This is a genomic window from Ureibacillus sp. FSL K6-3587 (genome assembly GCF_038593165.1).
Lineage (GTDB): Bacteria > Bacillota > Bacilli > Bacillales_A > Planococcaceae > Ureibacillus > Ureibacillus suwonensis.
In genome coordinates, this window is sequence record NZ_CP151969.1 from 3,361,491 (window position 1) to 3,373,878 (window position 12,388).

The window sequence follows — 12,388 nt, forward strand, 5'->3', positions numbered from 1 at the left end:
CAAAAGTAGCCGGTCATAAAAAAGGTGTCGCCTTTCCGCGACACCTGTCAACTAAATTTCGAGCCTTGATTTCCGTACTTTTCCAGCAATTCTTCAAAGCTCATATTCTTTTCCCGCTGTTTTCTCTCAAACTCAAGTCTTGCTTGCCGTTCTTCCTCTTTTTTTCTTTCTTCTTCAAGCAATTCTTTTTTTGCCGCTTTCAATTTTTCCAGCATTTCCTGGTTCAGTTGTTCTTGAAGGGAAATTCCTTCATTGTTTTCAATTGTTTTTTGAGAAGATTGTTGCTTTTTCTTTTTTGCCATCATGTTCACCTGCTTTAGTCTTATCGTTGAACGATGGTTGCAACTCCCTGTCCTCCACCGATGCAAAGGGTGGCAAGCCCCAGCTTCGCGTCACGTCTTTTCATTTCATGAAGAAGCGTAACCAAAATGCGCGCTCCACTCGCACCGATTGGGTGTCCAAGGGCAATTGCCCCACCATTTACATTCAGTTTATCAGAATCAAAGTGAAGTTCGCGATCCACAGCTATTGATTGAGCTGCAAAAGCTTCATTTGCTTCAATTAATTCGATTTGATCAAGAGTCAAATCTGATTTTTTCAATGCCTTTCGAACCGCTTCAGCAGGCCCGATTCCCATAATTGCAGGATCCACCCCGACAGCGGCATTGGCGACAATGGATGCAAGAGGCGTGATTCCAAGCTCTTCCGCTTTCTTCTTTGACATCACAACAACTGCTGCCGCACCGTCGTTAATACCTGAGGCGTTCCCGGCAGTGACTGTGCCATCCTTTTTGAAAGCAGGACGCAACGCGGATAGTTTTTCTACAGTTGTGCCCGGGCGAACAAATTCATCCGTATCAAAAATGATTGGATCCCCTTTTCGTTGAGGGATTTCCACCGGCACAATTTCTTCTTTAAATTTACCTTCCACGATGGCTTTTGCCGCACGAGCTTGGGAACGTGCCGCGAACTCATCCTGTTCTTCCCGCGTAATATGATATTGGGAAGCCAAATTTTCCGCCGTGATTCCCATATGGTAATCATTGAAGGCGCACCATAGGCCGTCATGAATCATGCTATCCACCAAATTTTGATCACCCATTTTAAAACCGGAGCGGGCATTTTTCAAAAGGTATGGCGCTTGGCTCATATTTTCAAAACCGCCGGCCACCACAATATCCGCTTCCCCTACCGCAATCGCTTGTGCCGCAAGATGCACGGATTTCAAACCGGAACCACAGACTTTATTGATCGTCATGGCTGGCACCGTTTCCGGAAGCCCTGCCTGAATGGCTGCCTGACGTGCAGGATTTTGACCCAGTCCAGCTTGAAGTACATTTCCCATGATGACTTCATCCACTTGATTTGGTTCAATACCTGCCCGGTGTAAAGCTTCTTTAATGACAATCGAGCCTAATGTCGGAGCTGGAATGTCTTTTAACGAACCTTGGAAGGAACCGATGGCTGTTCTGACTGCGCTTACAATAACAACTTCTTCTAACATGAACTTCTCCCCTTTATTCAGACTCCAATCGCACACGATTTTGCATAATCTGTTAATATAATTATATCAGTATAAAAATTGGAACAAAACCGTGCAATTTTATTCTACCAGATGATATGTGAAATTTTGTTCTTTTACTACAAAATTTTTGTTCATTTGCGATATTTTCGAACTTTCCGAAATATATTAGTGGTTATACATAATTTGATATCAAGCGAGGAGGTGCTTATATTGAAAAAGAAAAAGAAAAAAATATTCTGGTTTTCTACGATTATTACAACGATTGCAAGCGTGCTCACTACGATTTTTGGTTTTGCTTTAACAAATCGACTCATGTATATCCAGAAAAAAGATGATGCATTTATTTTAGACAGGGAACTAAAAGCGAATCGATTTGATGAAAAATGGTTCAACAGCATAAAAAAAGATGAATTTACCATCGACTCCCCTAACGGCTACCCAATCAAAGGGATTTTTCTGCAACCATGCCCGACAAAAAATACGGTCATCATATGCCACGGGGTTACCGAAAACAAAATCAATTCGATCAAATATGCGCGCATGTTTGAAAGGCTTGGGTTCAATTCCTTTGTATACGATCATCGAAGACATGGCGAATCCGGCGGAAAAACGACAAGTTATGGATATTATGAGAAGTTTGATTTAGCGGCCGTTGTCAAAACGGTTCGTTCCGTCATCGGGGAAGAAGCCATCCTGGGCATTCACGGGGAATCAATGGGCGCGGCGACAATGCTTTTATATGCGGGATCCATTGGAAATCATGTGGATTTTTATATCTCCGATTGCGCTTTTTCAGATTTTGAAGAACTTTTGCGGCATATCGTCAAAAATTCCACCCGCATCTCGCCAAACATTCCAATCCATTTGGCAGATTTATTCCTGCGTTTCCGTGATGGATACCGGTTTAAAAATGTAGCCCCCAAAGATGTGGTACCGAATATTAAGAAGCCGGTGTTATTTATCCATAGCATTCCCGATTCGTTCATCCCTTGTCAAATGACGGAAGAAATGTACGAATTGAAAAAAGGTCCGAAAAGATTAAAATTGTTTGAACGCGGTCTTCATGCCCAATCTTTCAATGAAAATCCGGTTGAGTACGAGGAAACGGTAAGAAATTTTTTGCAAGAATATGTGATGAATGAAAGAGAGAACGGCTAAGACGATATGGTTAACCGATGATTCCTCAAATGGCGCCCTCGTAACAGCAAGAGGGCTTTTGATGTGTTAAGTCATTCTTGTGGAAAAGTTTCTTTCACTTTATGACCGATTTGCAAAAGGGAATGCTATAAAAAATGAAAAACACTCAACCTCTGCGTATCAAGAGATTGAGCTTTTTCAATTCAATGAGAGAATGTTATTTCATCCAATGTACGCATGTTATAAAAAGAGATATATTGCCAAAAACATGAATAAGCTGCCAACCATGACAAATACATGCCATATCGCGTGGTTATAAGGAATATTTTTATTTTGGTAAAAATACGTTCCAATTGTATAACTTAACCCGCCAGCTAATAATACCAACACACCTTTGACCGTCAAATATTCAATGACTGGTTGAAAAACAAAGATGACGAGCCATCCCATCCCGATGTAAACGAGCAGTGATGTTCTTTTAAAACGATGGACAAAAAATTGTTTTAAAATAATTCCAATAACAGCGAATCCCCATTCAATCCCTACAAGCGTCCACCCGGCTGTTCCTCCGATGGCAATTAATGCGACGGGGGTATACGTTCCCGCAATTAAAAGGAAAATGGAGCTGTGATCCATTTTTTTTAGAAAAACTTTATGTTTTGGAATTGAATGGTACAGTGTGGAAGCCAGGTAAAGGAGAAACATCGAGACTCCAAAAATAATGTAACTAATAAGCTCCACTTTCGTTCCTGTACTTTGGGCTTTTCCAATTAATAAAATCAATGCTGGAATGGTTAAAAGTGCACCTATTCCATGGGTTAATGCATTCCAAAACTCTTCTTTTTTACTATATGAACGATTCATTACAACAGACTGTGTCATCATCTTCACCTCTGTTTTTATTATGTGAGTATAACGTTATTTCAAACAGGGGAAGATGTAATGAAAATTATGTGATAAATGTCATATCCAACCAATCGTGTTGAAGATTTTAAGAAATTGAAAAAGCTTGTGAATGTTCCCAATATAATTTCACAAGCTTAAACTGTTGCTAAATATAAATAAAAAGGTTATCCTCCTTCAGAATAAATTCCGATGTAGGACAACCTTGTATGATTATTTTTGCTTTTCTTGAATTTTATTTAATTGAGCCATCATTTGACGAACTTGCTTTTCAGATGGTTTTCGTCCCATTTGTGCCATCATCACACGAATCATTTGTTCATTGATTGGTGGGTTTTCTTTTAAGTATTTCATCATGGATTGACGTGCCAAGTAAAAACCTAAAGCTACACCAGCCACTAACGCAACAATAATTAACAATATTGCTAACCAAGTATCCAAAATACTTACCTCCTTCTCAACTTATACCGCGAAAAACTCTCCACGTTGGATTATACACTATTCATACTATGGATTCTAGCTTTTCCACAGTTTTTCAAATCGAATGCACTATACATACCTTTTGTATTGTAACCAAATTTCTTGATAAGATAAAGATATTTTTCCAAAATATATTATTCGAAATTTTCTCATTTTATTGCACAAAAAAATCCGAACGCATTTGAAACACTCTCTGTGAGAATTTCAAACACCGTTCGGATGCGGCAATTTCATTTAATCCGACTTATTTGGAATTTTCAGTAATCCATTGTTCAATATATGGATATCTCTCAGCCACTGCCCGTTTTCCGGTAATCACTGAAACATGTCCAGCATTCACAACGTGCAACGTTTTGTTTTTGCTGGATACTTTCTCATTTAATGGTTCAATCTGATGCGGTAAAACGATATTGTCTCGAGTGGCTACGATATTTAATAAATTCGCCTTAATATTTGACAACAATACCCGTTCCCCACGGATTTCTAATTCATTGTTAATCAATTTGTTTTCTTGGTAAAAATCGCGTATCCATTGGCGATATGCCTCACCAGGGAAAGGCACACCATCATTCAACCATTTTTGCATCAGTTTCCAATTGAGCACTTTTTCTTCATTTTGAATGTTTGAAGCGACATTGACATAAACACCTACAGTATTTGATAAAGGATTTAACAACTTATTGCCAAAGTCAATGAATTCAAATGGGACATTTCCAAAAGTTTCAACAATATTATCCAATTTGAAGTAACGTTTATCCAACCAATTGGTATAAAGTCCTGCATCTTGGAAATCGATTGGGCTTGTCAGCAAAATCAGATTCCGGATTGGCAGTTTATTTTGATAGAGGGCTGTGAAAATGGCCGTCATTGTACCGCCCATGCAATAACCAAACATCGTGATTTCTTTGGCGCCGGAATGTTTCAGCACCTTTTTGGCCGCCCGTGGAATATAATCGACAATATAATCTTCCAATTTCATATGGCGGTCTTCGTAACCGGCTGTACCCCAGTCCAAAAGATACACGTCATGACCGCGGTCCGTTAAATATTCGATTAAACTGTTCCCAGGATATAAATCCAAAATATAAGGTTTATTAATAAGTGCATAAATCATCAATATAGGGACTTTATTCGTTTTTTCTTTATTCGGCTGATAACGGTAAAGTTTCGCTTTATTTTTTGTCCAGATCACTTCTTTTGGTGTTTGACCCACTTGCGGATCCGGATCAGTGAACAATACTTCATTAAAACGTTTCAACTTTTCAAGCGTTTCATTTTTTGGCAAGCTATCATACCATTCTTTAATTGGTGTTGTATCAACAGTAACCACATAATCCCTCCCAACAATCTTTCCGACAAAGTGTTACATATATAGGCCGCCGTTTACCGCAATTGCCTGGCCTGTCACATAATCCGCCTGAACCAGGTATAATACCGCCTGAGCCACTTCGCTCGGTTCACCTAATCGTTTCATTGGAACTTTCGCAATGATGTTGTTCAACACTTCTTCCGGCATGGCCGCCACCATTTCTGTTCCAATATATCCAGGGCACACTGCATTTACGGTGATTCCTTTCGATGCCGTTTCTAAAGCAAGGGATTTAGTGAAACCCAAAATACCGGCTTTCGTTGCTGCATAGTTTGTTTGCCCAAAGGCGCCAGCTTGGCCGACGATGGAACTGATGCTCACAATGCGTCCATAATTTTGGTCCATCATATGCTTTATCACTGCTTTGGTTGCGTTAAAAACACCATTCAAGTTGACGTTGATGACAGCGTCCCATTCTTCTTTCGAAATTTTTCTAAATGTACGGTCTTTCGTAATCCCGGCATTGTTGATCAAAATATCAATTTTGCCGAATTTTTCAACCACTTCGGCTGCAAGTTTTTCCGTATCTTCGTAAACAGAGACATCCGCTTGCAATGCATGGAATTTTCCGCCTTCTTCTTCAATCGTTTTTGCCACGTCCTGAATATGCTTAGGGCTGTTGTTATATGTGCCTACAACCGTTGCACCATTTCTGGCCAGCACTTTTGCGATTTCCGCCCCGATCCCACGGGATGCGCCTGTAACAATCGCCACTTTTCCTTCCAATGGTTTTAACGCATTTACCTTTTCTACTTCAAATACTGTAGTCGTCATAAAACAGTCTCCCTTTCTCATCATATTTTTCTATTTTAATAAAAGTATTATTTTGAAACCGTTTTATTGGCGGTAGCGGCCACTGAAGCCTTCGATTCTTCAGCCAGCTCCAACGTTTTGGTCAATAGATCTATGACTTTATCCAATTTCTTTTCCAACGAAGAAACGGATTTTTTAAGGCTGTCAATTTCTTTTTGGATCTTCTCCCGTTGCAAATCATACTCATCTTCCAATTGGTCGATTTTGGAATCTACATTAATGATTAAAGAAGCCACATTCGCGATTTCGTCCCGGGTAGGAATGTTCGCTTGTTTCAAATAGCTTTCCGTCATTTTATTGACAAGTTCTTGATATTGAACATATTGGCTTTGAATTTGACCTAAACTTTCAGCAAAGGACTTCTTTTCGAGGGTTTCTTGAATCGTCTCTTGCCATACACTTTCCGTTTTGTTATAAATTTCTTTCCATAATGTAAACACATCAAAGGATGATTGGGTCAAGGATCATCATCTCCTCCACTAAAATTTCTTTGTTATAAAAACAACATATTTTAATATATTATTTATGTATTTTTTTCATTCTTATGAATATATCACAAAATTGTGAACTTTCCTGAAAAAATGTTGTTTAAATTTTCAAAAAACAATTGACAAAGTTTACATATAAGTGTAAATTACATATATAAGTAAATAGCAGAAGGCGGTGTAAAAATATTGGTATCGAAAGATGAAAAAAAGAAGCCGAAAAGTCCAAGTATTGGTGCGCCGAAAAACTTTTTGATTCCGATCATGTTATTGCACTTGAGAGAATTTAATACCCATGGTTATGAACTGATGGAGAAAATTACGAAATTCGGTATTGAATCATTGGATCATGGAAATTTCTATCGCCTGTTAAGACAACTGGAAAAAGACAATTTGGTTACTTCCGTTTGGGATACAAGTTCCGGGGGCCCTGCCAAACGCATTTATTCCATCACAGAAGCCGGAGAAAAATATTTGGATATGTGGGCCAATTCATTGAGTGAATATCAAAAGCTGTTAAATCAATTTTTCAATTTATATAACCCATTTTTTTCAACAGGCAGCACCTTTCAATCGCAGCAAAAAGTCGAAGCAACTCCTAAAGAAACGAAAAAAACATCCGCAGCAACAAACACAGCCTCAACCAAAGTAAAAGCCGCAGCATCCTCTTCAAAACCTAAAACCACTCGCACTCGCAAAACAAAAGCTCAACATTCCGGTACACCTGAGGAACAACCCCAATCTTGATATTCGGATGTATGCATTGCAAAATGCATTCATTATAAATTAAATTTCTCGTTACATTAAAGGAGGAAATCAAGTAATGGCAAAAGAGCAAATTGCAAAAGGTGTAGATTTAGTATGGGACAGCTGGGTTAATAGCTTAAAAACAATCGAAAAAGTACAAGAAGATTTCGAAAAAAGAGCTCTACAAGCATTTAATGTTCAAAAAGAGTTCATTGAGTCTTCTGTGAATGCCATCAATGCTATTGAAGAAGAAGCAAAAAAAGCTTCCAAAGAGTGGCAAGAAAGACTTGAAAACAGCTTAAAGGAATTGGGCAAAGAAGGTCAGTTTGATGAAGTGTCAAAATGGCTTGAAAGTGTCCAAGAAATTACAGATAAAGCTCAAAACCTTGCATGGAAACCAAACAATGCGCTATTAGATCTTTTCGCCAACGCCCAAAAACAAATTGAAATCACGCTTCAACAAGCCATTGAACAACAAAAGCAAGAACGCATCGAAACATTAGGTAAAATCGAAGAGATTGCGAACCAATTGAAAGAGACACATAAAAAACTGTTGGCAGTCGCTGATTAATTCTTCCTTGTTTGCACTTATATATATTTTATATAAGTAAACATATCCCCTTTCTTAAATAAGATCCCCTCAATTCCCTGAAAACCCTGTTGCACGTTCGGTGACAACAGGGTTTTCAAATTTTCCTAATAGGACGCATATTTCACCGGCTTTAACCAACCACATTCGTATTCCTCTTTATTAAACGCAAGAAATGAATCATTGATTTGGCTCAAGCATTGAAACAGATCCAAATCGAGCATGCGCGATCCTTCACATATCGCTTCAATATAATATTCAAAAACCTTGATTTTAATTCGCCCTTTTAATTTATGTTCAAATCCTAAATAACCGTCCATCCAACGCATTGCAGGAAAACATTTTTGAAGATGTTCATAAATTTTTCCCTCTACATTTCCTTCCATAGGCTCACAAATGTAACTTAATTGCTTTTTTGCAGAGGACTCTTGCTCGTCATCGATTTTTGCTACCATCTCTAGCAGCATTCTTTCCCTTCCAAAGACAAATGACTGGTATTGTTTTTTTATGTTAAAGATTGAATAGATTCTCATCCGCTTGTCCTCCTTTCTGACTTCATTATAATTTAAAGATTTCGAATATTTTGTCAAAACTTGTCCCAATCATAGATTTTTTTTTGTCAAAATCCGATGAAATCACTACCTATTCAACAATAAAAAACTTTTATAAATCTCATTTTTGTAAAGGTTGATTTTAAAAATGTATACCCATTTCTTTCCCATATAAACCACACTTAGTCACTCGGTCTCAAGACTTAGGGGAAAATACAATTCAAGGTCGTTTTGAGAAAACAAGTTGAATTGTAACATGAAAGTACAATGATGAAAGGAGAATGAATATGAAAAAATTGCTTCTGCTGCTTCTCGCAATCGTTTTAGTTTGCGTCGTACTCGCCACTTTAGGGCCACTGATGGGACTTGCTTTTTCCCTGGCATTCATCTTTCTTGGAATGCATTATTACGTCAAAAGCCGGTCTGTTGTCAGCAAGGTGCTTTGGATCCTCATCGGCTTGATCGGAATTATGATGGCCGTATCCAATATCCCGGCACTTTTGGGGCTTGTGTCAATCATCCTCTTATATGTTTTGTATAAACAATGGAAAAATGAAGAGGTATCGATTGCAATGAATGAAGAAGATCCATTCACAAACTTTGAAAATGAATGGTCAAAAATACAAAAAAAGGAGAGATTTTAATGAATTTATTCAAACGATTCCGGTATACGTTGGAAGCGGATTTGCACGCGCTATTTGATAAAAAAGAAGAGAAAAATCCGGTGGCGATGCTGAACCAGTATATTCGCGAAGCCGAAAAAATGACGGAGCAAACTGGCAAATTGTTAGAAAGACAAAGACGGTTAAAAGAAGAATTGGAGCAAAAATTAAAAGAAACAGGGAACATGCTGGAGAAAAGAACCAACCAATTGGAGTTGGCGAAAGCAAGCGGAGAAGAGGATTTGATTCTCTTTGCAACCCAGGAAGTGGAGAGCTATAAAAGACGCCAATTGACTTTGCTCGAAAGTTTGGATCAAGCTAACAAAGAATATATTCAATTGGAACAAAAATTTGAAATGATGAAACATAAAATTGAAGATATGAAAGTTCGACAATTGCAATTAATGGGGAAAGAAAATGTCGTCCGAGCTAATGTGAAAATGAACCGCGTATTCGATTCAAACGACATGGATTTCCAAAACCTCTCATCTTATATCGACCAATTATCCAATAAGATTGAGAAGAACTATGAATATTCCCAATTGGAAACCCGCTTGGCACTGCTCGAACAAAAACAGGCAAACACGTCCTCGAAGGAAACGGTCGAACCGTGATATAATGAAGAAAACGAGAAGAAGGGAATCTTCCCTTCTTTATTATTATGAACTTTCGCTTATCTTGAGGGAGGGGCCACTTTGAACCGTTTCACAACGAAACAGCTGATAACCGTATTTTTGATCATGTTGCTGATTGTTTTTGTAGAGCTCACAGTTTTCAATAACGGTGGCGCCTTCTTTCTCTTGTTGGGGGCATTTTTTCTTTATCGTAGTTTTGCCAAAGGAAAAAAAGTCTATTTTTGGATAGGCGCCTCTTTTATTTTAGTTGCCATTATAACCATTTGGAGTCTGCGATTTTTCGTCGTCTGTGTATTAATTTATATTTTGTATAAACAGGCAACAAATCATCAAAAAGAAGTCAAAGTGGAAGCCCGGCATTTTGAATTGGGTACCGTTCAAAAAAATGACTTGGTTCTCCCCTCTTCCATGCCAATGGAACATTATAAATGGCAAGATATTCAGATTCAAAACTTCCTTGGGGATTACACCATCGATGTGACAGAAACCATTTTGCCAGCCGGCACTTCTGTCATCACCATTCGCCAGGGAATTGGGAAAGTAACGATCATTTTGCCTTATGAAGTGCCATTCAAACTTCAATATTCAACTCTGATTGGAGAAGCGAAACTATTGCATCATCCTCCGAAACGGTTATGGAATGAAAGGATTACTTTTGAAGATGGCGATGTGACAAACGCCAAAAGAAAACTTGTGATTCATATAGCCACATGGCTTGGGGATGTGGAGGTGATTCGGAAATGATATCACTTCTATTCCGCACCCTTATGATCTCTATCATTTTAATAAGCATGTTTTTTGGTGTTTTCTATTTATTATATGATGTTCCGAATGCTGCAGCGTGGAGCCCTTTATGGGAAAACACTTATAATGGCATGCCGCTTGGTGTCATCATTGTTTGTGGCGTGTTCTTCATCAGTTTTGTTATTAGTTTATGGTGGATGATTTCGGTAAAATCGAAAGAATTCATTACGCTGAAATATGTAAAGCAATTGGCTGAACCGGATTTCACATTAAAGCGCAACGTTTCTTATCCTTTGAGAAAAGCGTTAAAAGAAACAAATGAATTGATTGAAACCCAAAGAAAGAGCCTGCAGCGCCTATCCAATGAAAAAGCGGAAGCAAGCGACAAAATCATCCAGGAACGAATCGTGGCGGAAAGACAAAGACTTGCAAGGGAACTTCACGATTCCGTTTCCCAGCAGCTATTTGCGGCATCCATGTTATTGTCATCGATTACGGAAATGGATACCCCTCCAGAAAACGCAAAACAAATATTGGTGCAAATTGAGAAATTGGTGCAGCAGGCCCAACTGGAAATGCGCGCATTGTTATTGCATCTCCGTCCAATTGCATTAAATAATAATACCTTGGCGCAAGGGTTGAAAGATTTAATTTTCGAACTGAAACAAAAGGTCAATTTTGACATCGAATATGAAATCGAGGAAATCAAGTTGTCAAAAGCGGAGGAAGATCATTTATTCCGCATCGCCCAAGAAGCGTTATCCAATACATTGCGCCATGCCAAAGCGACGGAAGTGGAGATGCTGCTAATTGAAAGAGACAATCTGGCCATTTTGAGAATCCAAGATAATGGCCGCGGATTTGATATGAATGAAGAAACCAACTCCACTTCATACGGTTTGAAAAACATTGCCGAAAGAGCCGTGGAAATCGGGGCGAAATATAAAATTGTTTCCGTTCCCGGAGAAGGAACCATTGTTGAGGTGAAAGTGCCTTTGAATAAAGAAGAGAAAGAGTCGGAGGAAGGCAAATTGGCCGGAAAGGAAACGGGAGGTGCAAGCGATGATTAGGGTGTTCATTGCCGATGACCACGAGATGGTCCGTATCGGCGTTTCCACTTATCTTTCCGCTCAACCGGATATGACCGTTGTGGGAGAAGCGGAAAATGGAAAAGAAGCAGTGGAAAAGGTTCTCCAGTTGAAGCCGAATATTGATATTATTTTGATGGATAACGTCATGCCTGTCATGAACGGAGCCGAGGCGACGCAGGAAATTTTGAAAGTGTGGCCGGAAGCGAAAATCATGATGGTGACCAGTTTCCTGGACGATGATAAAGTCTACCCCGCATTGGAAGCCGGCGCCATCAGCTACATTTTAAAAACGTCCAATGCAAAGCAAATTGCGGATGCCATCCGGAAAACCGTCCATGGGGAATCGGTGTTAGAACCTGAAGTCACTTCAAAAATGATTCATCGGATGCGGAATACGGGCAGCCGCCCTCTTCATGAGCAACTGACCGAACGGGAAATGGAAGTGTTGCTGCTCATAGCCAAAGGAAAATCCAATCAGGAAATTGCCGATGAATTGTTTATCGCGCTAAAAACGGTAAAAACCCATGTGAGCAACATCCTCGCCAAGTTGGAAGTGCAAGATCGGACCCAAGCAGTGGTTTATGCTTTTCAAAACGGATTGGTGAAGTGATAGATTGCCTCCATTCCATGATGAAAATGGTCCATGGGAGACGATCT

The 12,388-nt window shown here is 39.1% G+C and carries 16 protein-coding genes; 8 read left to right on the forward strand and 8 right to left on the reverse strand.

Translation table 11 applies throughout. The features are described from left to right. Positions 1-47: 47 nt before the first annotated feature. Both NSS77_RS16610 and NSS77_RS16615 read right to left on the reverse strand, forming a co-directional pair. The gene (locus NSS77_RS16610) at positions 48-302 is read right to left on the reverse strand and encodes a DUF3886 domain-containing protein (RefSeq protein ID WP_342469735.1); all 255 of its coding nucleotides are present in this window, start codon (positions 300-302) and stop codon (positions 48-50) included. Positions 303-322: 20 nt separating this feature from the next. Beyond that, the gene (locus NSS77_RS16615) at positions 323-1,504 is read right to left on the reverse strand and encodes an acetyl-CoA C-acetyltransferase (RefSeq protein WP_342469736.1); all 1,182 of its coding nucleotides are present in this window, start codon (positions 1,502-1,504) and stop codon (positions 323-325) included. A gap of 231 nt (positions 1,505-1,735) precedes the next feature. Here NSS77_RS16615 and NSS77_RS16620 point away from each other — a divergent pair, with 231 nt between their 5' ends. Continuing rightward, positions 1,736-2,683: an alpha/beta hydrolase gene (locus NSS77_RS16620; protein ID WP_342469737.1), complete on the forward strand. Its 948-nt coding sequence runs from the start codon at positions 1,736-1,738 to the stop codon at positions 2,681-2,683. A gap of 219 nt (positions 2,684-2,902) precedes the next feature. On the opposite strand, the gene NSS77_RS16625 is transcribed toward NSS77_RS16620, so the two are convergent. The 5 genes from NSS77_RS16625 to NSS77_RS16645 form a co-directional block, all read right to left on the reverse strand. After that, a complete protein-coding gene (locus NSS77_RS16625) occupies positions 2,903-3,544 on the reverse strand; it encodes a hemolysin III family protein (RefSeq protein WP_342471318.1) in 642 nt (213 codons plus the stop codon). 234 nt (positions 3,545-3,778) lie between these two features. Continuing rightward, positions 3,779-4,006 carry a YneF family protein gene (locus NSS77_RS16630; RefSeq protein WP_342469738.1) on the reverse strand — a complete coding sequence of 76 codons (228 nt, stop codon included), beginning with the start codon at positions 4,004-4,006 and terminating at the stop codon, positions 3,779-3,781. Between the two features lie 283 nt (positions 4,007-4,289). Beyond that, positions 4,290-5,375: a class III poly(R)-hydroxyalkanoic acid synthase subunit PhaC gene (gene phaC / locus NSS77_RS16635; RefSeq protein ID WP_342469739.1), complete on the reverse strand. Its 1,086-nt coding sequence runs from the start codon at positions 5,373-5,375 to the stop codon at positions 4,290-4,292. A gap of 33 nt (positions 5,376-5,408) precedes the next feature. Further along, the gene (locus NSS77_RS16640) at positions 5,409-6,188 is read right to left on the reverse strand and encodes a 3-oxoacyl-ACP reductase family protein (protein ID WP_342469740.1); all 780 of its coding nucleotides are present in this window, start codon (positions 6,186-6,188) and stop codon (positions 5,409-5,411) included. 47 nt (positions 6,189-6,235) lie between these two features. Continuing rightward, positions 6,236-6,688: a polyhydroxyalkanoate biosynthesis repressor PhaR gene (locus NSS77_RS16645; protein ID WP_342469741.1), complete on the reverse strand. Its 453-nt coding sequence runs from the start codon at positions 6,686-6,688 to the stop codon at positions 6,236-6,238. Between the two features lie 213 nt (positions 6,689-6,901). On the opposite strand from NSS77_RS16645, the gene phaQ reads away from it, so the two are divergent. Beyond that, positions 6,902-7,459 carry a poly-beta-hydroxybutyrate-responsive repressor gene (gene phaQ, locus NSS77_RS16650; RefSeq protein WP_342469742.1) on the forward strand — a complete coding sequence of 186 codons (558 nt, stop codon included), beginning with the start codon at positions 6,902-6,904 and terminating at the stop codon, positions 7,457-7,459. A 76-nt stretch (positions 7,460-7,535) separates the two neighbouring features. Then, positions 7,536-8,030: a PhaP protein gene (locus tag NSS77_RS16655; protein ID WP_342469743.1), complete on the forward strand. Its 495-nt coding sequence runs from the start codon at positions 7,536-7,538 to the stop codon at positions 8,028-8,030. 125 nt (positions 8,031-8,155) lie between these two features. Here NSS77_RS16655 and sirA read toward each other — a convergent pair whose 3' ends face one another. After that, positions 8,156-8,581 carry a sporulation inhibitor of replication protein SirA gene (gene sirA / locus NSS77_RS16660; RefSeq protein ID WP_342469744.1) on the reverse strand — a complete coding sequence of 142 codons (426 nt, stop codon included), beginning with the start codon at positions 8,579-8,581 and terminating at the stop codon, positions 8,156-8,158. A 305-nt stretch (positions 8,582-8,886) separates the two neighbouring features. Here sirA and NSS77_RS16665 point away from each other — a divergent pair, with 305 nt between their 5' ends. The 5 genes from NSS77_RS16665 (at position 8,887) to NSS77_RS16685 (ending at position 12,341) form a co-directional block, all read left to right on the forward strand. Further along, entirely contained in the window at positions 8,887-9,243 is a 357-nt protein-coding gene (locus tag NSS77_RS16665; protein ID WP_342469745.1) for an ABC transporter permease, read from the forward strand. Continuing rightward, on the forward strand, positions 9,243-9,875 hold the full coding sequence (locus tag NSS77_RS16670) for a PspA/IM30 family protein (protein WP_342469746.1): 633 nt from the start codon (positions 9,243-9,245) through the stop codon (positions 9,873-9,875). Before NSS77_RS16665 ends, NSS77_RS16670 begins: the two co-directional genes overlap by 1 nt. A gap of 81 nt (positions 9,876-9,956) precedes the next feature. Then, entirely contained in the window at positions 9,957-10,640 is a 684-nt protein-coding gene (liaF, locus tag NSS77_RS16675; RefSeq protein ID WP_342469747.1) for a cell wall-active antibiotics response protein LiaF, read from the forward strand. Beyond that, complete coding sequence (locus tag NSS77_RS16680) at positions 10,637-11,710, forward strand: sensor histidine kinase (RefSeq protein ID WP_342469748.1); 1,074 nt, start codon at positions 10,637-10,639, stop codon at positions 11,708-11,710. Before liaF ends, NSS77_RS16680 begins: the two co-directional genes overlap by 4 nt. Continuing rightward, positions 11,703-12,341 (forward strand): response regulator transcription factor, encoded by a 639-nt coding sequence (locus NSS77_RS16685; protein ID WP_342469749.1) that lies wholly within the window; start codon positions 11,703-11,705, stop codon positions 12,339-12,341. The genes NSS77_RS16680 and NSS77_RS16685 overlap by 8 nt, the downstream gene beginning before the upstream one ends. Positions 12,342-12,388 lie beyond the last annotated feature (47 nt).